This window comes from Acidovorax sp. 107 (genome assembly GCF_003058055.1).
Lineage (GTDB): Bacteria > Pseudomonadota > Gammaproteobacteria > Burkholderiales > Burkholderiaceae_C > Acidovorax.
Window position 1 is genome coordinate 232026 of sequence record NZ_QBTZ01000001.1, and the last position, 21612, is coordinate 253637.

A 21612-nucleotide genomic window follows, 5' to 3' on the forward strand; every position below is an offset into this window, starting at 1 on the left:
CTGCAATGCCCACACTGGGTGCCTGGTTCCATTTCCCATCCCTTTGCACCGGGTGCTTGGCGCCTTCCTCGCGGTTGCGTGTTGTTGCTGGTGCCACGATGTCCAGCCCATGCCCTCATCCACCGACCTGACGGCTGCATTCGCTACTGCCCGGTGGCACGTACACCTATTGCAGCACCAGCCACAGGCTTTTCCCCCTCCGGCTGATTCGCAGGGACCGGTGGAGTGCATAGAGACCCATATCTCCTGGGTGCTGTTGGCTGGCGACTTTGCCTACAAGTTCAAGAAGCCATTGCAGCTGGATTTTCTGGACTTCAGCACCCAGGCGCTGCGGTACGCGGCCTGCGAGGAAGAACTGCGCATCAACCGCCGCACGGCACCAGGCCTGTACCTGGGCCTGGTGGGCTTGGTCGTCGTTGCGGCAGAGTACGCGCCCGCCACGCTCCGGCTGGTGCCCTGGCAAGACGCTCCGCCTGGCGCCGAACCCGCTGTGTGGATGCGGCGGTTTTCCCAGGATGCACTGCTTGCTACCGCTGTGGACGAGCATCGCGTGGCGCCCGCGCAGATCGATCAGCTGGCACGTCATGTGGCGCAGTTCCATGCCGCTGCTGCGGTCGCTACAGGCGCTGAGGTTTGGGGCTCGGCGGCGGCTGCGCGTGCGCCGGTGGACGACTGCCTGGCCGCCCTGCGCGCCCCGGTGGCAGCCACACTGCCCGGTCTGGGCCCGTTGCTGGAGCAGGTGGCTGACTGGTGCCAGCAGCAAGCGCAGGCGCTGGCCCCCGTGTTCGAGGTACGGCGGGCGGGCGGCCGGGTGCGCGAATGCCATGGCGATTTGCATCTGGCCAACATTGCGCTCATCGACGGCCAGGCGCAGCTGTTCGACGCCCTCGAGTTCAACGCTGCCTTGCGCTGGATCGACTGCGTGGCTGACATTGCCTTTGTGGTGATGGATCTCGCGGCCCATGGCCGGACGGATCTCGCCTGGCGCTTTGTGAACCGGTGGCTGGAGCACACGGGCGACTATTCAGGCCTCTTGGTGTTGCGTTACTACGGTTGCTACCGTGCCCTGGTGCGGGCGCGGGTTGCCGCCTTGAGGCGCGATCCACCGGGGGGTGCCAGCGGCGCGCAGGCTGTGCCAGCCGTGGAGAGGTATCTGGAACTGGCGGCGGGGTGGACGGGGCAACCGGTTGCGCGCTGGCCGGTAGCACGTCCTGCCGCGTTGTGGCTGGCCCATGGCTTTTCCGGTGCAGGCAAAAGTACCCATGCGTTGACCCTGGCGTGCCAGCGCGGGATGGTGCGCGTGCGGGCCGATGTGGAGCGCAAGCGCCTGTTTGGACTGGCGCCAGAGGCTGCCAGCGATGGCATACCGGGTGGCATCTACACCGCCGAGGCCACGCAGCACACGCACGAGCGACTGGCGCAGGTGGCGCGCGAGGTGCTGGCGGCAGGCTACTCGGTGATCGTGGATGCCACGTTCCTGGACCGCGATGCCCGCGCGCTGTTCCTGGCCCTGGCCGAGTCTGTGCAGGTGCCGTGTCACATCCTGTCGTTCGAGGCCCCTTTGCCGGTGCTGCGCGAGCGTGTGCGCCTGCGTGCGTTGGCCGAAGGCGGCGCGTCAGAAGCGGATGTTTCGGTGCTCGACGCCCAATGGGCCCGCGCCCACCCGCTGCTGCCCCGCGAAGAGGCCATCACCCTGCACGTGGACACCACGGCGCCCGTGGACTGGGACCTGCTGTTGCCGCCCTGACCCCCGGCGACCGGCGGACTGCTATACCGACAGGTGCCCCGGCATGAAGTACAGCAGCACGCTGGTCATTGCCAAATAGCGCAGGAACTTGCCCATGGCCATATAGGCCATACATGGCCAGAATGGCAGCTTGAGCCAGCCGGCCACCGCGCACAGCGGGTCACCCACCACGGGCAGCCAGCTCAGCAGGCAGGCACGCGCGCCAAAGCGCTTGAGCCAGTTCAGTGCCCGCACTTCCGTGGTATTGCCCCGTGCCTTGTCCACCGCCTTGTGCGCCCCCAAGCCCATCCACCAGCTCACGCCGCCGCCCAGGGTGTTGCCCACAGTGGCCACCAGAATGGCGGGCCAGAACAGGTCGGGGTTGAGCTTGATAAGGCCAAAGACTGCGGGCTCTGACCCCAGCGGCAGCAGCGTGGCCGAGACGAACGACACCACGAAGACCGTACTCAGGCCGAACTGCGGCAATGCCAGCCATTCGAGCAACTGGTGCATCCAGATTTCCATAGCCGTCGAGTGTAGAGGGCGGTGTGGGCCTCTTTTGCCCCTGGGGGCTCTGTCCTACAACGGCGCGCGTCATTGGCGCATGGTCGGGCGCCGGGGGCTTTTGTATTGTGAATGCACATTGGCCCTGAATGACAACCCCAGGAGGTCGCCCATGCTGGTCCTGCCCGCCGCACCCACGCCCCACCACTCCCGCCCCGCTGCTCCCTGCCTCCCCGCGACCCGGTGGTCGTCGGTGGCTGTGGCGCTGTTGCTGGCGGCCTGTGCGCACAGCCCCCAGGCCGCCGTGCCTGCGCCGGGGCTCCAAGGGGGGCCAGCCCTGTGGGAGCCCGCCATGGCGTCTTGCGATAAAGACCCCACCGCGCGGCCAGCGCTGGAACGCATTGGCCGCGAGTTGCAGCCCCAAGGCATGGCGTTGCAGGCTACCTGCACTGCCGGCGGTGGCTGGGTGGTGCAGGTGCAGGTGCTGGATGGCACCAAGGCGCACACGGTGGTGCGCGGGCCGCTGGCCGACGGGCAGGCGGTGGACATGGGGACACCGTCGGGCGCGGTGCTGTCAGGCGCGGCAGCCGGGGCCAGCGGCTTCTCGCCCGATGTGTTGCACAACCGCCAGTGGCTGCGCACGCTCATGGCGCGCCACCAGTTCGACAATCTGCCAGATGCTTGGTGGCATTTCGCGCAGCGGGGCGTGCCGCCGGCACAGCCTGCAGACACCGATCTGGCCGCGCGGTGAGGTGAGACCCTGCCCTGGGGTCGAGCGGCTACAGGGTGAGAGAGGCGAGGGTGCGTGTCCATGGGGCTGAGTCAATGGAGCCCGGACCGCAGATAGAAACTGTGTGCGCCCCATTTCAGTTGCTGAAATTTTGAGCAGGTACAATCCCGCCTCCTTTTTCAGCATCTTTTGCTGCCTCTCGCTGCCCCTCCCCGCTCATGCAAATTGGCCACATTCCACTGGCGAACCGGTTGTTCGTCGCCCCGATGGCGGGCGTCACCGACCGGCCGTTCCGCCAGCTGTGCAAGGCGCTGGGCGCGGGTTACGCGGTGAGCGAGATGGTGACCTCGCGCAAGGACTTGTGGAACAGCCTCAAGACCTCGCGCCGGGCGAACCATGAAGGGGAGCCGGGGCCCATTGCCGTGCAGATTGCCGGCACTGATGCGCCGATGATGGCCGAGGCGGCGGTCTACAACGTGGAACGCGGCGCGCAGATCATCGACATCAACATGGGCTGTCCGGCCAAGAAGGTCTGCAACAAATGGGCGGGCTCTGCGTTGATGCAGAACGAAACCCTGGCGGTGGAGATTGCCGCTGCGGTGGTCGAGGCCTGCGCGCCTTTCAACGTGCCCGTCACGCTGAAGATGCGCACCGGCTGGTGCCAGGAGCACAAGAACGCTGTGCAGCTCGCGCGGCAGTTCGAGGCCGTGGGCATCCAGATGCTCACCGTGCACGGCCGCACGCGCGAGCAGGGCTACAAAGGTCAAGCCGAGTACGACACCATTGCCGCCGTCAAGGCGGCCGTGAAAGTGCCCGTGGTGGCCAACGGCGACATCACTTCGCCCGAGAAGGCGCGCGACGTGCTGGCCGCCACCGGTGCCGACGCGATCATGATCGGGCGCGCTGCCCAGGGCCGCCCGTGGATCTTCCGCGAGATCGGCCACTTTCTGGCCACGGGCGAACACCTGGCGCCACCGCTGGTGGCCGAGGTGCGCCGCTTGCTGCTGGACCACCTGCACGACCACTACAGCCTGTACGGCGAGCTGACCGGCGTACGCAGTGCGCGCAAGCACATTGCCTGGTACCTGCGCACGCTGCCGGGCGGCGAGGCCCTGCGGGCACACATCAATACGATCGAAGACTGCACCACGCAGTGGCAGGCCGTGGCCGACTACCTGGACGCCCTGGGCCAGCAGATGGACCGACTGCCTGCTGCCACCGACGTGGATGCCGACACAGAAGAACAAGAGGGATTGGCTGCATGAGCAAGAAACACATAGAAGAATGCGTGCGCGAGAGCCTGCAGGGCTACTTTCGCGACCTGGGCGGCGAGACGCCCGATGGCATGTACGACATGCTGGTGCGTGTGGTCGAGAGGCCGCTGCTGGAAGTCGTGATGCAGCAGGCCGACAACAACCAGTCGCGCGCAGCCGAATGGCTGGGCCTGAACCGCAACACCCTGCGCAAGAAGCTGGTCGAGCACAAGCTGCTCTGACAGAGGATGTCTGATTGCTATTTATTTTGTAGCTGTTTGCGCATGATGCACTAGCACTACAGCCCGTTTTTATTCAAAACCTCCGCACCACCACCATGAACGCACTTCTCTCCGTCTCAGACAAGACCGGCATCGTCGAATTCGCGCAAGCGCTGCATGCGCTGGGCATCAAGCTGCTGTCCACCGGCGGTACCGCCAAGCTGCTGGCCGACAAGGGCCTGCCTGTGACTGAAGTGGCCGAGGTCACGCAATTCCCCGAAATGCTCGACGGCCGCGTGAAGACGCTGCACCCCAAGGTGCACGGCGGCCTGTTGGCCCGCCGCGAGCTGCCCGAACACATGGCCGCGCTGAAGGAGCACGGCATCGACACCATCGACTTGTTGGTGGTCAACCTCTATCCGTTTGAAGCCACCGTGGCCAAGGCTGGCTGCACGCTGGCCGACGCCATCGAGAACATCGACATCGGTGGCCCCGCCATGGTGCGCAGCGCTGCCAAGAACTGGAAGGACGTGGGCGTGATCACGTCGGCCGACCAGTACGACGCCGTGCTGGCCGAACTGAAGGCCGGCGGCAAGTTGAGCGACAAGCTGCGCTTCGCGCTGTCGGTGGCCGCGTTCAACCGCATTGCCCAGTACGACGGTGCGATCAGCGACTACCTCTCGTCCGTCACGTTCGAAGAAGAAAAACTGTCGGAAACCTACGTGCCCACGCGCACCCAGTTCCCCGGCCAGAGCAACGGCATCTTCACCAAGGTGCAGGACCTGCGCTACGGCGAAAACAGCCACCAGCAGGCCGCGCTGTACCGCGACCTGTACCCCGCACCCGGCTCGCTGGTCACCGGCGTGCAGCTGCAGGGCAAGGAGCTGAGCTACAACAACATCGCCGACGCCGATGCCGCGTGGGAATGCGTGAAGAGCTTTGAAGCCGCCGCTTGCGTGATCGTCAAGCACGCCAACCCCTGCGGCGTGGCCGTAGGCCTGGACGCACTGAGCGCCTACAGCAAGGCCTTCCAGACCGACCCCACCAGCGCCTTTGGCGGCATCATCGCCTTCAACCGCGTGGTGGACGGCCCGGCTGCAGTCCAGGTCAGCAAGCAGTTTGTCGAAGTGCTGATGGCCCCCGACTTCACCGCCGAGGCGCTGGAAATCTTCAAGGCCAAGGCCAACGTGCGCCTGCTCAAGATCGCGCTGCCCGCCCACGGTGGCAGCAACGACTGGGAGCGTGGCCGCAACGCCATGGATGCCAAGCGCATTGGCTCGGGCCTGCTGCTGCAGACCGCTGACAACCACGAGCTGTCGCTCATCGACCTCAAGGTCGTGACCAAGAAACAGCCTACGCTCGAAGAGATGGAAGACCTGCTGTTCGCCTGGAAGGTCGCCAAGTACGTCAAGAGCAATGCCATCGTCTTCTGCAAGGGCGGCATGACCATGGGCGTGGGCGCCGGCCAGATGAGCCGCCTGGACTCCGCCCGCATCGCCAGCATCAAGGCGGGCCACGCAGGCCTGACCTTGCAAGGCACGGTCGTGGCGAGCGATGCGTTCTTCCCCTTCCGCGACGGCCTGGACGTGGTGGTGGATGCGGGTGCGACCTGCGTGATCCAGCCCGGTGGCTCGATGCGCGACAACGAAGTGATCGACGCTGCCAACGAGCGCGGCGTGGCCATGGTCTTCAGCGGCGTGCGCCACTTCCGCCATTGAGATGACGGTGATCGCAACGGGTCTTGCAGCGGTGCGCGTGCATGCACCGCGACGATGAGACCCCGCCACCCCGGCCTCGCTGGCTGGGGTGGGCCCTGGCGGTGTTCATGGCACTGGTGGTGCTGGGCATGCTCAACCTGGGCTGGCGCATGCTGCAGCCGGGGCCAGGTGCTGGCGGGCAAGGCAGCGCTGCCTCACCGCCCTCCGCATCGGCCGGACTTCGCCTGGTGGAAGCATCCGATTGCCTGCGCTGCCATGGCATGGAGCGCCACTACGTCGGCCCCTCGTTCCAGCAGATTGCAGCGCGGTACCGTGACCGCGCCGACGCGGTCGATTACCTGGCCGGCAAGATCCGCAGCGGCAGTGTGGGCGAGTGGGGCCGCACCGTCATGCCCCGCCACCCGCAAGTCACGGAAAGCCAGGCGCGTGAGATGGCGCAGTGGCTGGTGTCGCTGCCGCTGCCGTCTGCTGCGGCACCCGGGGCGCCTGTCTCAGAGGCCGCATCGGCGCCACGCTGACGGCGATGGCGACCGGGGCTACAGGGGTGAGGGGCGAGATGCCCGCTGGGGCTCAGGCCCCAAAGTTCATTGGCAGGCCCACATAGTTTTCCGCCAGCGACACCGAGGCCGCACGGGAGTGCACCAGGTAGTCCAGCTCAGCCTCCTGGATCTTCTGGCCAAACTCGCCGGTTTCTGGAAAGCGGTGCATCAGCGAGGTGAACCACCACGAGAAGCGCTCGGCACGCCACACGCGGCGCAGGCAGCGGTCGGAGTAGGTGTCTATGCCCACGGAGGATTTCTCGTTGTAGAACTCGGACAGGGCGGTCCACAGATACCCCACGTCGCTGGCGGCCAGGTTCAGGCCCTTGGCGCCGGTGGGGGGCACGATGTGGGCGGCATCACCCGCCAGGAACATGCGGCCAAAGCGCATGGGCTCGGCCACAAAGCTGCGTAGCGGGGCGATGCTCATCTCCAGCGCCGGTCCGGTCACCAGGTTGGCGCGGGCCTCGGGGTCCAGGCGGTTGCCCAGCTCGGTCCAGAACTGGTCGATGGTCCAGTTCTCGACCTTGTCGGTGGTAGGCACCTGCACGTAGTAGCGACTGCGCGTGGCGCTGCGCATGCTGCACAGCGCAAACCCGCGCTCGGTGTTGGCGTAGATGAGTTCGTGCGACACCGGAGGCACATCGGCCAGCACGCCCAGCCAGCCAAAGGGGTACACGCGCTCGTAGGTTTTGAGCAGGTCGGCCGGGGCGCTGGCGCGGCACACGCCGTGGTAGCCGTCGCAGCCCGCGATGAAGTCACAGGCCAGTTCGTGGGTCTGGCCGTCCTTCTCGTACGTCACGCGCGGGTGTTGGCCGTCAAAGTCGTGCACTTGCACGTTCTGCGCGTCGTACACGGTGGTCAGGCCTGCTGCTGCACGCGCATCCATCAGGTCGCGCGTCACTTCGGTCTGGCCGTACACCGTCACGCGGCTGCCGCCGGTCAGTTCGTGCAGGTCGATGCGGTGGCGCCGGCCCTTGAACAGCAGCTCGATGCCGTCGTGCGGCAGGCCCTCGGCATGGGCGCGGGCGCTCACGCCTGCCTGGTCCAGCAGGTCCATGCAGACCTTCTCCAACACCCCGGCGCGGATGCGGCCGAGCACGTAGTCGGGGCTGCGCTGCTCGATGATGACGGCGTCAACGCCAGACTTGTGGAGCAACTGACCGAGCAGCAGGCCGGCGGGGCCGGCACCAATGATGGCAACCTGGGTGCGCATGGGAAACCTCTGGGAAAGGGATGTGGAAGCTGGGGAGATACCGAAAACCAATGGCCTTGAGCGTAGGTTGATCCAGATCAAAGCGATATCCGACAACGCCGATTGCGTGCGATCAGTCGATGCTTTGTGCGATGATCGCGCAGTCTCAAGGGTGGCCGCGTCTGCAACCTGGGCCGCCATGGCTCTGAGTCGCTGCAGGGCCTCCGCCAGCGCTTGTGTCCCCCCGAGTCCATCCACCTGCAATTCACTCATCACCTCTCATGGCCTCCACCCCCATCGCCAAGGCAGACTTCATTGAAGGCATGGCCAAGGGCATGGCCGTGCTGGAAAGTTTTGACACCGAGCGCCAGCGCCTGAACGCCACCCTGGCGGCGCAACGCACGGGCCTCACGCGCGCGGCGGCGCGGCGGCACCTGCTGACGCTGGCGCACCTGGGGTATCTGGAGACGGATGGCAGCTACTTCTGGCTGGCGCCCAAGGTGCTGCGGTTTTCGGGCAGCTATCTTGCGTCTGCACGGTTGCCGCGCGTGCTGCAGCCCACGCTGAACCGGCTGGCCGCGCAGACCCAGCAGTCGTTCTCGGCGGTGGTGCTGGATGGGGATGAGGTGGTGATCGTGGCGCGCAGCGGCGTGTATGGCGCGCCTGCGCGGGTGCTGGCCTATGGCCTGCACCTGGGCGCGCGGCTGCCGGCCCACCCTACGTCCACCGGGCGGGTGTTGCTGGCGGCGCTGCCCCCGGCGGAGCTGACGGCCTGGCTCAAGAACCGGCCCCTGCACCGCCTCACGCCGCAGACGATCACGCAGGTGGGCCCGCTGCGGCAGGTGATCACCAAGGCGCGGCGCGACGACTATTGCTTGGCGGTGGAGGAGCACGAGCTGGGCGTGCATGCGCTGGCCGTGCCGCTGCGCAACCTGCAGGGCCACACAGTGGCGGCGCTCAACGTGGTGGCATCGCCCAAGCAGATGGACGAGGGCAGCCTGCAGCGCGACATGCTGCCGTTGCTGCAAGATGCCGCTCGGGAGTTGCGCGGACTGCTGTGAGTCTCCTCCGTTGCAAGCCTCGACGCCATGAAAAATGGCCCTCGTGAGGGCCATTTAGTGTCAAATTGGCATCAAGTGCTAGTGCAGTATGCGCTACCAGCTATTATTTTGAGAGCGTCTTGAACACTTCGCGCGCAGCAGCCACGGTGGCTGCCACATCGTCGGCGGTGTGGGCAGCGCTCACAAAACCGGCTTCGTACAGGGCCGGTGCGATGTAGATGCCCCGGTCCAGCAGACCGTGGAACAGTTGGTTGAAGCGCGCGCTATCGGTCTTGAGCACCTGGGCGTAGTTCTGCGGCAGCTCGGGCAGCAGGAAGAAGCCGAACATGCCGCCCTCGCAGTCGCCGCAGAACGGCACGCCTTCAGCATGGGCGGCCGCTTGCAGTCCATCGACCAGCGAGCGGGTGCGGGCCGACAGCGCATCGAAGAAGCCGGGCTTCTTGATTTCGCGCAGCGTGGCCAGCCCGCAGGCCGTGGCTACCGGATTGCCCGACAACGTGCCTGCCTGGTACACGCCGCCCAGCGGCGCGAGGTGTTCCATGATGGCGCGCGGGCCGCCAAACGCCGCCAGCGGCATGCCGCCGCCAATCACCTTGCCGAGCACGGTGAGGTCGGGTTGGAAGCCAGGGATGCTCTTGGCGTACACGCTTTGCGCGCTGCCCAGGGCCACGCGGAAACCCGTCATCACTTCATCCAGTACCAGCAGCGCGCCGTACTCGGTGCACAGCTCGCGGCAGCGCTTCATGAACGGCACGCTCGCGCGCACCAGGTTCATGTTGCCCGCGATGGGTTCGATCATCACGCAGGCCAGTTCCTTGCCGTGCAGGGCAAAGGCTTCTTCGAGCTGGGCGACATTGTTGTATTCGAGCACCAGGGTGTGCTGCACCACTTCAGGCGGCACACCGGCGCTGGTGGCATTGCCAAACGTGGCCAGGCCCGAGCCGGCCTTGACCAGCAGCGAGTCGGCATGGCCGTGGTAGCAGCCTTCGAACTTGATGAACTTGCTGCGGCCGGTGGCGCCGCGGGCCAGGCGGATCGCGCTCATGCCCGCTTCGGTGCCCGAGCTCACAAGGCGGATCATCTCCATCGAGGGCACCAGGCTCAGAATCTCTTCGGCCAGTTCCACTTCACGCTCGGTGGGTGCGCCAAAGCTGAAGCCTTCGAGTGCGGCCTTCTGCACGGCTTCCAGCACCGCCGGGTGGCCGTGGCCCAGGATCATGGGGCCCCAGGAGCCGATGTAGTCGATGAAGCGCTGGTCGTTGGCGTCCCAGAAGTAGGCGCCTTGTGCGCGTTTCACAAACCGGGGTGTTCCGCCCACGGCCTTGAAGGCCCGCACGGGCGAATTCACGCCGCCGGGAATCAGCGCCTTGGCGCGTTCGAACAGGGCAATATTGAGATCAGTGTTTGGTGTCATGGGGGGGCATCACAAAGCCCTCAAGGGCTTGTGCTTCATCAATCGTGGGTTCTTCTTCGCTGTCGTTCTCGTCGTCTTCCGGCTGCGCCCAGAACATGCGGTCGGGCACGATGTGCCCCATGCCGGGGCGAAAGCCCGCGTCCAGGCAGCGGTCGAGGTAGCCCAGCGCTTCGCTGGTGGCTTCGCCCAGATCGTTGCCGCTGGCCACCAGGGCGGTGAGGGCGGCCGACAGGGTGTCTCCCGCTCCGGAGAAGGTGGCGTCGAACAGCTCGAACTTGCCACTGCCCAGCACGGTCTGGGGTGAGGCCAGCACGTTCTCCACAAATTGCTCGGGCAAGGGGATGCCAGTGACTAATGTGTAAGGCACGCCCATCTCGGAGGCTGCGCGGGCAATGTCGCGCGCGGTGGGGCTGCGCTCGCCCGTCCAGTCCGGCAGCAGCCAGCGCCACAGCGTGCTGTGGTTTCCAACCAACACCGAGGTCTGGGGCAGCAGCAGCTCGCGGAAGGCGTCGAGGTACTCGTCAATCAGCTCTTCCCGCCACCAGGACAGGTTGGGCATGTAGGCGATCACGGGGACTTCGTCGTAGTCGGTCGTGATCTCGGCAATGGTGCTGATGTTCTCGGGGCTGCCGACAAAGCCGACCTTGATCGCCTGCACGGGCAGGTCTTCCAGCACGGCGCGCGCCTGCTCGGACACAGCCTCGTCGTCGAAGCAGAAGTGGTCGAAAATCTGAGCGGTGTCGCGGGCATAGGCTCCGGTGACCACGGCGATCGGGTGTCCGCCCACCGATGCAATGGTCGTGATGTCGGCGGTCAGTCCGCCGGCTCCGCTGGGGTCGCTGGCGTTGAATACCAGCACACAAGCCGGGCTCGCTTCCTCCGCGTCATCGTCGTCAATATCGGGAATTTCGGAGGGGGGAAGGGGGGCTTTGATGGTCATGGACCAGATCCTGCTGGAGGGGTGGCACGGAAGCTGCAGGCCGCGGAAATCGCTAGATACAATCGTTGCATTCTATGTGAAGGCCCTTTAAGCTGTGACCGACTTTAAAACTTGGATGTGTTTGATTTGCGGCTGGATTTATGACGAAGCAGAGGGTTCTCCCGAGCACGGCATTGCACCTGGCACGCCATGGGATCAGGTTCCAATGAATTGGACCTGCCCAGAATGTGGCGCCCGCAAGGAAGATTTCGAGATGGTCCAGATCTGAGGCGCTTCAGCACCATTTGCTGCTGCGTTGTTTATTTTCTCCATCGGGAGCAGTGACAATTGACTACAACAGGCGCATCTTTCAAAGTGCTCGTGGTGGATGACAGCAACACCATCCGTCGAAGCGCCGAGATTTTTCTCAAGCAGGGGGGGCACGAAGTCTTGTTGGCCGACGACGGCTTTGATGCTTTGGCCAAAGTCAATGATTACCAGCCTCAGCTGATTTTTTGCGACATCCTCATGCCCAAGCTCGACGGGTACCAGACCTGCGCCATCATCAAGCGCAATGCCCGTTTTGCAGATACTCCGGTAGTGATGCTGTCCTCCAAGGACGGCGTGTTCGACAAAGCGCGTGGGCGCATGGTCGGCTGCCAGGAATATCTCACCAAGCCGTTTACCAAAGACCAGCTGTTGCAGGCCGTGCAGCAGTTTGGCAATTCCCAACAAGGAGCCATGTAATGCCCATTCAGAAAGTATTGGTCGTCGACGACTCGAAGACCGAGTTGATGTTTTTGACGGACCTGCTTCAGAAAAAAGGCATGCAAGTCCGTACGGCAGAAAATGCCGAAGAGGCATTCCGTCGCCTGGCCGAAGAAAAGCCTGACCTCATCCTCATGGATGTGGTGATGCCTGGCCAAAACGGTTTTCAGCTCACGCGTGCCATTACCCGCGACCCCCTTTATGCCGACGTGCCCATCATCATGTGCACCAGCAAGAACCAGGAAACCGACCGTGTCTGGGGCATGCGCCAAGGTGCGCGCGGCTACATCACCAAGCCGGTGGATCCCGCCGAGCTGCAGGCAAAAATCGACGCTCTGAACTGAGGCTGCGGCGCGCTCATGGCAAACCGCGAAGCCCTACGGGAGCTCCAGACCCGACTTGCCAGCCGTTTGCAGGCGGCAAGGTCCGAAGGTACGTCCGTGTCCTCCTGGCTGGCTGTAGAGTCCGCCGGGAGTTTCTATCTGCTGCCCTTGGGGCAGTCCGGGGAGATCTTCCCCTGGGTGTCGGTGCAGGCCGTGCCTTACACCCAGAGCTGGTTTCTGGGTGTGGCCAACCTGCGTGGCGGCCTTGTGGGCGTGGTCGATCTGGCCGGTTTGCTGGGCTCTGCTGCCCCACGCACCGAGCAGGCCTTGTCCGAAGCCAGTCTGCTGGCGTTCAATGCCGCGCTCGAAGTCAACGCTGCGTTGCTGGTGGACCGCCTTGCCGGTCTGCGTGGCACGGATGCGTTCGTGTCGTCCGAGCCGCCCGCCGAGGATTCGCCCAGTTTCTTCGGTACCACCTATCTCGATTCCAGTGGCACACGCTGGCAGGAGCTGAACTTGCAGATCCTGTCCCAACATCCCGCTTTCCTGAGCATCAGTGCTTGAGTTTTTCTGTAAGGCTGCACCATGTCCGTCGTCAATCAATTTGGAAAACTGTTCAACCGGAAACCCGCCACGCCTGATGCTGGCGCAGCCACCGGCACGACCGACGATGGGCAGGACGTCCTGGCCACGGGAGCGCTCGACGGTTCGCAACTGCGTGACTCCTATCAGGCCGAAGGCATGAACAGTGTCCAGGGCGATCCCGATGGCTACACCCCCGAACTGACCGCGCCCGAGGCTGACGAGGATCTCATCAGCCTGCCGCTTCTGGGACGCTCGACCGCCGCGGGCCACCAACGCCGTCTGCTGGCCCTGCTGGCCGTGGGTGTGGTGGTGCTGGCCTTGATCGCCGGCTGGGTGCTGCAGCAAGCGGACCGGTCTGCGCAGCAGCTCGCTGCCACCGGCCAGTCTCTGATGCAGTCGCAACGTCTGGCCAAGTCGGTGTCGCAGGCGCTGGTGGGTAGTCCACAGGCCTTCCCCGACGTGGTCGAAAGCTCTGGCGTGTTGGCCCGCAACGTGCGCGCCCTCAATGCGGGTGACAACGAACTGGGTGTTCAGTCGCTGGGAGAGCCCTTCAAACCCGATCTGGATGCCGTCAACCCCCTGATGGAACGCGCCGAGCGCAATGCCAGCGTGGTGATGGGGCAGCAAAAGATCCTGACACAGGTGGGTGACGCTCTGCGCACCATCAACCGCCAGTCGTCCGACCTGCTGGAAATCGCCGAAACGGTCTCCTCGCTCAAGCTGCAACAGAACGCCCCTGCGGCCGAAATCTCTGCGGCAGGCCAGTTAGTGATGTTGACGCAACGTATCGGCAAGTCCGCCAACGAATTTCAGACCATGGAAGGTGTGAGCCCCGAGGCGGTGTTCCTGCTGGGCAAGGACTTGAATTCCTTCAAGGAAATTGCACAGGGCCTGCTCGAAGGCAGCCCCGAGCTGCGCCTGTCCGCCACCAAGGACGCGCAGACCCGCGAGCAACTGGATGCCCTGATCAAGCTGTACGAACAGACCCGCACCCAGGCCAGTGCCATTCTGGGCAACCTGCAAGGTCTGGTGTCTGCCCGCGAAGCGCAGTCCGCCATTATTGCCGACAGCGAACCACTGCGTCGCCAGCTGGAAGGGCTGCAAACCAAGCTGTCTGCGCAGACCGGTCTGGGTGCGGGCCAGTTCGCCGCTCTGGCCTTGGCGGGCTTGTTCGTGCTGCTGTGCGGTATCGGCATTTCGCGCGTCCAGCTGCTGGACAGCCGTGGTCGCCAAGCAGCGGCTGAAAATCAGCAACGCGACGCCAAGCGCCAGGAACAGGAGGCCAAGCGCGTCAACGACGCCAACCAGGCCGCCATTTTGCGTTTGATGAACGAACTGCAGTCGGTCGCTGAAGGTGACCTGACGCAAGAAGCCACCGTGACCGAAGACATCACGGGCGCCATTGCCGACTCCGTGAACTACACGGTGGAAGAACTGCGCCAGCTGGTGGGCAGCGTGCAGAACACGGCGACCCGCGTGGCACAGACGACCGCGCAGGTGGATAACACCTCGACCGAACTGCTGGCCGCATCGACCGAGCAGCTGCGCGAAATTCGTGAAACCGGCCGCTCCGTTCTGGACATGGCGACCCGCATTAACGAGGTGTCCACACAGGCGCAAGAGTCCGCCACGGTGGCCCGCCAATCGCTGCAAGCGGCTGACTCCGGTCTGCAGGCCGTGCAAAACGCCATCGGCGGTATGAACTCCATCCGCGACCAGATCCAGGACACCTCCAAGCGCATCAAGCGCCTGGGCGAATCCTCGCAGGAGATCGGTGAAATCACCGAGCTGATTTCCGACATTACCGAGCAGACGAACGTGCTGGCCTTGAACGCTGCCATTCAGGCAGCGTCCGCTGGTGAAGCTGGTCGCGGCTTCTCGGTGGTGGCGGAAGAAGTGCAGCGTCTGGCTGAGCGTTCCGCAGACGCTACGCGCCAGATTTCTGCCCTGGTGAAAGCCATTCAGACCGACACCCAGGATGCCGTGGCCGCTATGGAGCGCTCCACGCAGGGTGTGGTGGAAGGGGCTCGTCTGTCTGACAGCGCCGGTACCGCACTGACCGAGATTGACCGCGTGTCGCGCCGTCTGGCTGAACTGATTGAGCAGATTTCGTCTTCGACTTCCCGGGAAGCTGTTCTGGCCAACGAAGTGGCCGACAACATCCAGCACATTTTTGCGGTGACCGAACAGACGGGTGAAGGTACCCGCACCACGGCGCAGCAGGTGCGCGAGCTTTCGCACATGGCCGAGGAACTGCGCCAATCGGTGGCACGTTTCAAGATCGCCTGACGCAGCAGTTAGTCATCAACCAGCTGGCTCATTGCAGCCGGGGACGAATCCATGTCATCTATTGATGTCAACAATGCATCGGCCGCAGACGGGACCCAGGGAGATCAGGACCTGGGTCCTTTGGCTTGGGTGCTTGACGAGCTTCGCAAGTCGCTGGACGCTGCCGTCAAGGCAATGCGGCGCTTTGTGCGTGATGCCGAGGTAGCGCGCGAATCCGATCTGGCGGCGCTAGACGCTGGCCCCCTGCGCATTGCGCGCCAGCAACTGCATCAGGCCTGCGGTGCCCTGGAAATGGTGGGCATGGGGCCGCCCGCACTGGTGTTGCGGTCCATGGAGTCGGCGGTGCAGAAGTTTGTGCAGCGCCCCGAGACGTGCAGTGACGACGCTGCTGCAGTGATCGAGCGCGCCAGTTTCGCCCTGATCGAATACCTCGAAACCGTTCTGGCGGGCAAAGCCGTATCGCCGGTGGCGCTGTTTCCACAATACCGCGATGCACAGGCATTGGCAGGCGCCGACCGGGTGCACCCCGCCGACCTGTGGCCGGTGGAGCGTCGTTTCCGTGAACCCGAAGGCGCTGTGTCGCGCCCTCCGCTGTCCTACGGCCCTGAAGCCCGGGCGCGGCTGGATGCGGCGGTGCTTCGCATCGTCAAATCGGGTGACCTGAAGGCCGCCCTGAGCTTGCGCGACACCTGCCTGGGCTTTGTGGCCGCGCAAACAGACCGGCAGGCGCGTGCGTTCTGGAAAATCTGCGCAGGTTTCTTCGACGCCTTTGGCTCGGGTCTTTTGCCGCCGGATGTGTACGTCAAACGTGTGGCATCCCGTGTGCTCATGCAGTACGCCACGCTGGCCAAGGGTGACCCGACGATTGCCGACCGGCTGGTTCAGGATCTGCTGTTCTTTTGTTCGCAAGCCCGGGTGGCAGATCTGGCAGAGGATGCAGCGCCCTCGCTGCGTGCTGTTCGCCAGGCTTTTGCGCTGGACCGGTTCAAACCGGTGGACTACGAAACCGCCCGCTTCGGGCGTTTTGACCCCGCAGTATTGACGCAGGCGCGCAAGCGCATTGCTTCGGCGACAGAAACCTGGTCGGCCCTCGCAGGTGGCGACCGCAACAAACTCAAGCCGGCCGCAGACCAGTTCAGTCTGGTGTGCGATTCGCTGCGCAAGCTCCATCCAGGCAGCGAAAACCTGGCGCAGGCGTTGACGCGTGCCCTCGACTCCACCACCCGATCGGGCGAGCCCCCGTCGCCCGCGCTGGCGATGGAGGTGGCCACCTCGGTGCTGTACCTGCAGGCGGCTTTTGAAGAGCTGGACGCGGCAGACGACCAGATGGAAGCCCGCGCCAGCCGACTCGCAGAGCGACTGGACGCAGTCACGGCGGGCGCCGAGCCCGAGCCCCTGGAACAATGGATGGAAGAGCTGTACCGCCGGGTCAGCGACAACCAGACCATGGGCAGCGTGGTCGATGAACTTCGGGTGACCCTGGGTGAGGCCGAGAAGGCCATGGACCAGTTTTTCCGCAGCCCCAAAGACACCGGTGTGCTGGCGACCGTGCCCGGGCACCTCGCGCAGATGCGTGGCGTGCTGTCGGTGCTGGGGCTGGACCAGGCCTCGCTGGCTGTGGTCCGTATGCGCGACACGGTGGAGCGCCTGCTGATCAACGAGATGCCCGAAGAGGAACGCCAGAGCGCGTTTGAAAAGCTGGGCAACAGCCTGGGCGCACTGGGCTTCCTGATCGACATGTTGAGCTACCAGCGCACCATGGCGCGCAAGCTCTTTGTGTATGACGAGGACCTGGGCGAACTGCGCATCCTCATGGGCAAAACCCGTGCACGCGCCTCCGATGCCATGGAAGAAGCACCGGCCAAGCTGGAAGAGCGTTCTGCCACCGTGGTGCCCGACGTGATTCCCCGTTTTCCGGTGCAGGAGCCTGTCAGCGAACCCACGGACTTTGCTCCGTTCCCTGATTTTGAATCGGCCCCTGCGGCAGAGCCCGCCGGCCTGGCCCCGGATATCTCCTTTGACGTACCCGCTCCTGTCGTGGCGGCACCGGCGCCGGCACCAGCCGAGGCATCTTCTCTTGTGGCCGCGGCTGCGCCCGCCGCAGTGCCCGATGTGGAGGATGAACTGCTTGACGTGTTCCTCGAAGAGGCGCGTGAAGTGGTGGTCAACGGCTTGGCGGCCATTGACCAGCTGCGGGGCGAACCCGGTGACCTGAGCGAGCAGACCACGCTGCGCCGCGCGTTCCATACGCTCAAAGGCAGCTCGCGCATGGTGGGGTTGAATGACTTTGGTGAGGCGGCCTGGTCGATGGAGCAGGTGCTCAACGTGTGGCTTGCCGAGCAAAAGCCTATGCAGCCCAGCCTGCTGCAACTGTCAACGGACGCACTGCATGCCTTCAGCCGGTGGGCGGACGATATTGCTGCGGGCCGCGCAACCGGTTGGGACCCCGAGTCCTTCCGCCGGTCCGCCGATGCCATGCGTATGGATGGCACCCTGGTACCGCTGGTGGTGCCTTCCGATGGCCGCGTGTCCCCCGAGCCTGCAGCGCCGCAGGTTGAACCGGAAATTGCCGAGACAGCGTTGGAGCCGGTGGCTGCCTTGGCTGCCGAGGTGCCCCACGACGAGCTGACGGTGCCCGACTTCCAGGCCACTGAGATCTCGATGCGTGGGTCCGACCAGCCGGCCGAAGCCGTTGCCGCAGCGCCGGAAGCGGCCGAAGAAATTGACTTCTCGGTGTTCACGGCTGCGCTGAACGAGTCTGCTCACGAACCAGCGCCCGTGGTCGACCCGTCCAGTGCGGACTTTGTGCTCGATCTCGAACTGCCTGATATGGAGCCTGTGGCGGGTGCAACACCGGCGCAGGAGATTGCTCATGCAGACCCCGTCGATGTGCCGCTGGAAGCTCCGGCGGACGCTATGGACGAGGCGCTGTTGCTCCCAGAAGAACTGGTGCTCGATGCGGGCGAACTGAAGGACGTGGTGAGTGCCGATGCCCCTGCCAACGTCCCGTCGGATGGGTTGGAGGCCCTGGATGTTGCCGAGCTGGAGAAGCTGCTGGAGGCCGAGTCGGCCGAGGCAGCCGAATTGCTGGCTCCCGTCGCCGAGGTCGCAGCAAGTTCCGAGGCACTGCCACAGGACATCGGTGCGGATGTGGAGCCCGCGCCAGAGGTGCCAAATCTGCTCGATGCCCTGCCGCAGGAAGAAGGTGGCAGCGACGATGCCGTCAAGGTGATTGACACGCTGCGTATCGGTATCCCTCTGTACAACGTGTACCTGAACGAGGCCGATGAGTGGTCGCGCCGCCTGGTCACCTGCCTGCAAGAGTGGGCGCTGGAACTGCATGAGCCTCTGCCCGACGTGGCCGTGGCCTTGTCGCATTCTCTGGCCGGCAGTTCCGCCACCGTGGGCTTCACTGCACTGTCCGAAATGGCCCGCATGCTGGAGCACACGCTGCAGCATGTCCAGCTGCAGTCGGGTGGAACCCAGGAGCAGGCAGCGGCCTTCATGGCCGCGGCGGAAGACATCCGCCGCCTGTTGCATCAGTTTGCCGCTGGGTTCCTCAAAGAGCCCAGCCCTGAAGTGCTGGCCCAGCTGCGCCAGATTCTGGAAACCGAGGTGGTCAGCACGCAGTCTCCGCCCGAGGAGGATGCGCAGGCCTATCTCGACGCCGCAGAGCAGGTTGCCTCCCAAGCGCCGGAGGCTGGCTTGCTCACGGTGGACGCAGAACCCGAGGCCGAGCCTGCGGTCCCCGCTGCGCCTGTGCCTGTGGCGGGCCATGTGGCGCCTGCACTGTCTGCGGTCGTTCATGACCACGATCAGCGCATTGACGATGCCATCGCGCACGCCATTGCATCGATCCCGGACGCCGACGATGACATTGATGCGATCGACGTCATCGACCCCGACCTGTTCCCCATCTTCGAGGAAGAGGCGGCCGAGTTGTTGCCCCAGCTGGGCGGTGCGTTGCGGCAGTGGGCTTCGCGTCCGGACAACCTCAGTGCTCGCAGCGAAGTGTTGCGGGCCCTGCATACGCTCAAGGGTAGCTCGCGTCTGGCCGGTGCGATGCGCCTCGGTGAAATGGCCCACCGGCTGGAATCTGCGATTGAGCAGCTGGACGTAGAAACCGTCACCACAGACCAGATCGAGCCGTTGCAAGGCAGTTTCGACGGGTTGCAAGCCAACTTCGACGCGCTGCGCGCCATTGGTCAGAATCCTTCCGACACCGTAGTCGCCCTGCCGGTCGAGACGGTTCCCGCCTCCCGTGCCAATGTGGCAGACGCGGTCGAGCCCTCGGTCTCTCAACCTGCAGCACCTTCTGTCCGCCCACAGGCCATCACCGCTCCGGCAGTGCGCCTGCCAGGGCCGTCCCAGTTGGCGCCCCTGCGGGTGGCTGCCAACCAGTCTGTGCGTGTGCGTGCGCAGCTTCTGGACCGCTTGGTCAACCAGGCGGGCGAAGTGATGATCAGTCGCTCGCGCCTGGATGCGCGCCTGGGGCAGTTCCGCAGCTCGCTTGTCGATCTGTCGGGCAACCTGGACCGCTTGCGCCAACAATTGCGCGACATCGAGGTGCAGGCCGAGTCCCAGATGCAGTCGCGTCTGGCGCTGTCCAAGGATTCTGCAGCGGGCTTCGATCCGCTGGAGTTCGACCGCTTCACACGGGTGCAAGAGCTGACCCGCATGATGGCCGAATCGGTCAACGACGTGGCCACGGTGCAGCGCAACCTGCAACGCGCCATGGAAGGGGCCGAAGACGACCTGATCGCCCAGGGCCGTCAGGCGCGTGAGCTGCAGCGCGATCTGCTGCGCACGCGCATGGTGGAGTTCGAGGGCATTGCCGAACGCCTGTATGCCGTGGTGCGCCAGGCCTCCAAGGAGACCGGCAAACAGATCAAGCTGGACATCACCGGCGGCTCCATCGAAATGGACCGTGGCGTGCTGGACCGCATGACGCCCGCCTTCGAGCATTTGCTGCGCAATTGCGTGGCCCACGGCATCGAAGAGCCTGAAGTGCGTACGGCGGCCGGCAAGCCGGCGTCGGGCACCATCACGGTGGACCTGCACCACGAAGGCAATGACGTGTCAGTCGAGTTCCGTGATGACGGTGCTGGCCTGAACCTGCCGCGCATCCGCGAAAAGGCCCTGTCCCAGGGCATCGTGGAACCTGGCGTGGAACTGAGCGATGCCGATGCTGCCAACCTGATCTTCATGCCGGGCTTCTCGACGGCCTCTGAAGTGACTGGCTTGGCAGGTCGCGGCATCGGCATGGACGTGGTCCGTGCCGAGATCAACGCGCTCGGTGGCCGCATCGAAACCTCCACCGAGGCGGGCAAGGGCGCGGCGTTCCGCATGGTGCTGCCTCTGACCACGGCGGTGACGCAGGTGGTGATGCTGCGCTCGGGCGACCTGGCGATTGGCGTTCCGGCCAACGTGGTCGAGATCGTCCGTCGCACCTCGGCCCCCGACCTCGCAGAGGCCTACCGCACCGGTGTGTTTGACGACGGCATGGAGAAAATCCCGTTCTTCTGGTCCGGCGCTCTGCTGCAGTCCTCTGCACGCAGCACCGAACCTGCAGGCAAGACCCGGCCGGTCGTGATCTTCCGAAGCGCAGCACAGCGCATTGCGATGCACGTGGACGAAGTGCTGGGCAACCAGGAAGTGGTGGTGAAGAACCTGGGGCCGCAGCTGTCGCGTCTGCCGGGCCTGGCGGGCATGTCCGTGCTGGCCTCGGGTGCTGTGGTGCTCATCTACAACCCTGTGGCCCTGGCCACCGTGTATGGCGACCAGGTGCGTGCAGCCAGTGCCGACATGGCGCCGGCGCCCGATGCACAAGGTGTGGCTGGCACGGCCAAGGCCGTGGTGTCGCCCCAGTTGGCGGGCACCAGCCAGGTGCCGTTGGTGCTGGTGGTGGACGACTCCATCACCGTGCGCCGTGTCACGCAACGTCTGTTGCAGCGCGAAGGTTACCGTGTGGCGCTGGCCGCCGATGGCCTGCAGGCGCTGGAGCGTCTGCAGGAAGAGCGCCCGACGGTGGTTCTGTCCGACATCGAAATGCCGCGCATGGACGGCTTCGATCTGGCGCGCAACATCCGTGCAGATGGTGCCTTGCGTGATCTGCCCATCATCATGATCACCTCGCGCATTGCTGAAAAGCACCGCGAGCATGCGATGGAGCTGGGCGTGAACCACTACCTGGGCAAGCCCTATTCGGACGAAGAGTTGCTGAGCCTGATCCAGCACTACGCCCGCGTCGCGGCAGCTGCAGAGGCCTGACGCCATGCAGGACCACTCCCGGCCCGGCGGTATTGCGCGGGTGGGGAGTGCCCCGCTACCAACTTTGTCCATGCCCCGTGCGTGGACCCCTGCGGCC

Annotated in this window: 17 protein-coding genes; 13 read left to right on the forward strand and 4 right to left on the reverse strand. The window is 64.9% G+C overall.

Translation table 11 applies throughout. The features are described from left to right. The first annotated feature begins 109 nt into the window (after positions 1-109). Complete coding sequence (locus C8C99_RS01040; protein ID WP_108624651.1) at positions 110-1747, forward strand: bifunctional aminoglycoside phosphotransferase/ATP-binding protein; 1638 nt, start codon at positions 110-112, stop codon at positions 1745-1747. A gap of 21 nt (positions 1748-1768) precedes the next feature. Here the strand turns inward: C8C99_RS01040 and C8C99_RS01045 are convergent, their stop codons facing one another. Continuing rightward, a complete protein-coding gene (locus tag C8C99_RS01045) occupies positions 1769-2239 on the reverse strand; it encodes a YqaA family protein (RefSeq protein ID WP_199226269.1) in 471 nt (156 codons plus the stop codon). Between the two features lie 163 nt (positions 2240-2402). Here C8C99_RS01045 and C8C99_RS01050 point away from each other — a divergent pair, with 163 nt between their 5' ends. From C8C99_RS01050 to C8C99_RS01070, 5 genes are all read left to right on the forward strand, one after another. Then, a complete protein-coding gene (locus C8C99_RS01050; RefSeq protein ID WP_108624653.1) occupies positions 2403-2981 on the forward strand; it encodes a M15 family metallopeptidase in 579 nt (192 codons plus the stop codon). Between the two features lie 197 nt (positions 2982-3178). Beyond that, positions 3179-4225, forward strand: coding sequence for a tRNA dihydrouridine synthase DusB (gene dusB / locus C8C99_RS01055; RefSeq protein ID WP_108624654.1), 1047 nt, complete (start codon positions 3179-3181; stop codon positions 4223-4225). Continuing rightward, on the forward strand, positions 4222-4455 hold the full coding sequence (locus C8C99_RS01060) for a Fis family transcriptional regulator (RefSeq protein ID WP_015015597.1): 234 nt from the start codon (positions 4222-4224) through the stop codon (positions 4453-4455). The genes dusB and C8C99_RS01060 overlap by 4 nt, the downstream gene beginning before the upstream one ends. Positions 4456-4550: 95 nt before the next feature. Further along, positions 4551-6152, forward strand: a complete 1602-nt coding sequence (purH, locus tag C8C99_RS01065) for a bifunctional phosphoribosylaminoimidazolecarboxamide formyltransferase/IMP cyclohydrolase (RefSeq protein WP_108624655.1) — start codon at positions 4551-4553, stop codon at positions 6150-6152. Positions 6153-6193: 41 nt separating this feature from the next. Beyond that, positions 6194-6670: a c-type cytochrome gene (locus C8C99_RS01070; RefSeq protein WP_108624656.1), complete on the forward strand. Its 477-nt coding sequence runs from the start codon at positions 6194-6196 to the stop codon at positions 6668-6670. Positions 6671-6722: 52 nt separating this feature from the next. On the opposite strand, the gene pobA is transcribed toward C8C99_RS01070, so the two are convergent. Next, entirely contained in the window at positions 6723-7907 is a 1185-nt protein-coding gene (gene pobA, locus C8C99_RS01075) for a 4-hydroxybenzoate 3-monooxygenase (protein ID WP_056637299.1), read from the reverse strand. Positions 7908-8167: 260 nt separating this feature from the next. On the opposite strand from pobA, the gene C8C99_RS01080 reads away from it, so the two are divergent. After that, a complete protein-coding gene (locus C8C99_RS01080; RefSeq protein ID WP_108624657.1) occupies positions 8168-8947 on the forward strand; it encodes an IclR family transcriptional regulator C-terminal domain-containing protein in 780 nt (259 codons plus the stop codon). A gap of 103 nt (positions 8948-9050) precedes the next feature. On the opposite strand, the gene hemL is transcribed toward C8C99_RS01080, so the two are convergent. After that, positions 9051-10361 (reverse strand): glutamate-1-semialdehyde 2,1-aminomutase, encoded by a 1311-nt coding sequence (gene hemL / locus C8C99_RS01085; protein WP_108624658.1) that lies wholly within the window; start codon positions 10359-10361, stop codon positions 9051-9053. Then, positions 10345-11301 (reverse strand): bifunctional hydroxymethylpyrimidine kinase/phosphomethylpyrimidine kinase, encoded by a 957-nt coding sequence (locus tag C8C99_RS01090; RefSeq protein WP_108624659.1) that lies wholly within the window; start codon positions 11299-11301, stop codon positions 10345-10347. Before C8C99_RS01090 ends, hemL begins: the two co-directional genes overlap by 17 nt. Positions 11302-11395: 94 nt before the next feature. On the opposite strand from C8C99_RS01090, the gene C8C99_RS01095 reads away from it, so the two are divergent. The 6 genes from C8C99_RS01095 to C8C99_RS01120 are packed head-to-tail and all read left to right on the forward strand — an operon-like array spanning position 11396 to position 21515. Beyond that, complete coding sequence (locus C8C99_RS01095; RefSeq protein WP_082576697.1) at positions 11396-11569, forward strand: rubredoxin; 174 nt, start codon at positions 11396-11398, stop codon at positions 11567-11569. Positions 11570-11628: 59 nt separating this feature from the next. Next, positions 11629-12027, forward strand: coding sequence for a PleD family two-component system response regulator (locus C8C99_RS01100; RefSeq protein ID WP_005796099.1), 399 nt, complete (start codon positions 11629-11631; stop codon positions 12025-12027). Beyond that, on the forward strand, positions 12027-12392 hold the full coding sequence (locus tag C8C99_RS01105) for a PleD family two-component system response regulator (protein ID WP_005796104.1): 366 nt from the start codon (positions 12027-12029) through the stop codon (positions 12390-12392). The genes C8C99_RS01100 and C8C99_RS01105 overlap by 1 nt, the downstream gene beginning before the upstream one ends. 15 nt (positions 12393-12407) lie before the next feature. Continuing rightward, complete coding sequence (locus C8C99_RS01110) at positions 12408-12935, forward strand: chemotaxis protein CheW (protein ID WP_056637289.1); 528 nt, start codon at positions 12408-12410, stop codon at positions 12933-12935. 21 nt (positions 12936-12956) lie between these two features. Continuing rightward, positions 12957-15245 (forward strand): methyl-accepting chemotaxis protein, encoded by a 2289-nt coding sequence (locus tag C8C99_RS01115; RefSeq protein ID WP_056637286.1) that lies wholly within the window; start codon positions 12957-12959, stop codon positions 15243-15245. A gap of 51 nt (positions 15246-15296) precedes the next feature. Continuing rightward, complete coding sequence (locus tag C8C99_RS01120) at positions 15297-21515, forward strand: Hpt domain-containing protein (RefSeq protein WP_108624660.1); 6219 nt, start codon at positions 15297-15299, stop codon at positions 21513-21515. The last annotated feature ends 97 nt before the right edge of the window (positions 21516-21612 follow it).

What these genes read in the sequence shown, in the direction of transcription:
- C8C99_RS01110 (WP_056637289.1), top strand. Translation starts at nt 12,408, where the DNA reads ATGGCAAACCGCGAAGCCCTACGGGAGCTCCAGACCCGACTTGCCAGC.
- pobA (WP_056637299.1), bottom strand. Translation starts at nt 7,907, where the DNA reads ATGCGCACCCAGGTTGCCATCATTGGTGCCGGCCCCGCCGGCCTGCTG.
- C8C99_RS01045 (WP_199226269.1), bottom strand. Translation starts at nt 2,239, where the DNA reads ATGCACCAGTTGCTCGAATGGCTGGCATTGCCGCAGTTCGGCCTGAGT.
- C8C99_RS01040 (WP_108624651.1), top strand. Translation starts at nt 110, where the DNA reads ATGCCCTCATCCACCGACCTGACGGCTGCATTCGCTACTGCCCGGTGG.
- C8C99_RS01060 (WP_015015597.1), top strand. Translation starts at nt 4,222, where the DNA reads ATGAGCAAGAAACACATAGAAGAATGCGTGCGCGAGAGCCTGCAGGGC.
- purH (WP_108624655.1), top strand. Translation starts at nt 4,551, where the DNA reads ATGAACGCACTTCTCTCCGTCTCAGACAAGACCGGCATCGTCGAATTC.
- C8C99_RS01090 (WP_108624659.1), bottom strand. Translation starts at nt 11,301, where the DNA reads ATGACCATCAAAGCCCCCCTTCCCCCCTCCGAAATTCCCGATATTGAC.
- C8C99_RS01115 (WP_056637286.1), top strand. Translation starts at nt 12,957, where the DNA reads ATGTCCGTCGTCAATCAATTTGGAAAACTGTTCAACCGGAAACCCGCC.
- C8C99_RS01070 (WP_108624656.1), top strand. Translation starts at nt 6,194, where the DNA reads ATGCACCGCGACGATGAGACCCCGCCACCCCGGCCTCGCTGGCTGGGG.
- C8C99_RS01120 (WP_108624660.1), top strand. Translation starts at nt 15,297, where the DNA reads ATGTCATCTATTGATGTCAACAATGCATCGGCCGCAGACGGGACCCAG.
- hemL (WP_108624658.1), bottom strand. Translation starts at nt 10,361, where the DNA reads ATGACACCAAACACTGATCTCAATATTGCCCTGTTCGAACGCGCCAAG.
- C8C99_RS01050 (WP_108624653.1), top strand. Translation starts at nt 2,403, where the DNA reads ATGCTGGTCCTGCCCGCCGCACCCACGCCCCACCACTCCCGCCCCGCT.
- dusB (WP_108624654.1), top strand. Translation starts at nt 3,179, where the DNA reads ATGCAAATTGGCCACATTCCACTGGCGAACCGGTTGTTCGTCGCCCCG.
- C8C99_RS01105 (WP_005796104.1), top strand. Translation starts at nt 12,027, where the DNA reads ATGCCCATTCAGAAAGTATTGGTCGTCGACGACTCGAAGACCGAGTTG.
- C8C99_RS01080 (WP_108624657.1), top strand. Translation starts at nt 8,168, where the DNA reads ATGGCCTCCACCCCCATCGCCAAGGCAGACTTCATTGAAGGCATGGCC.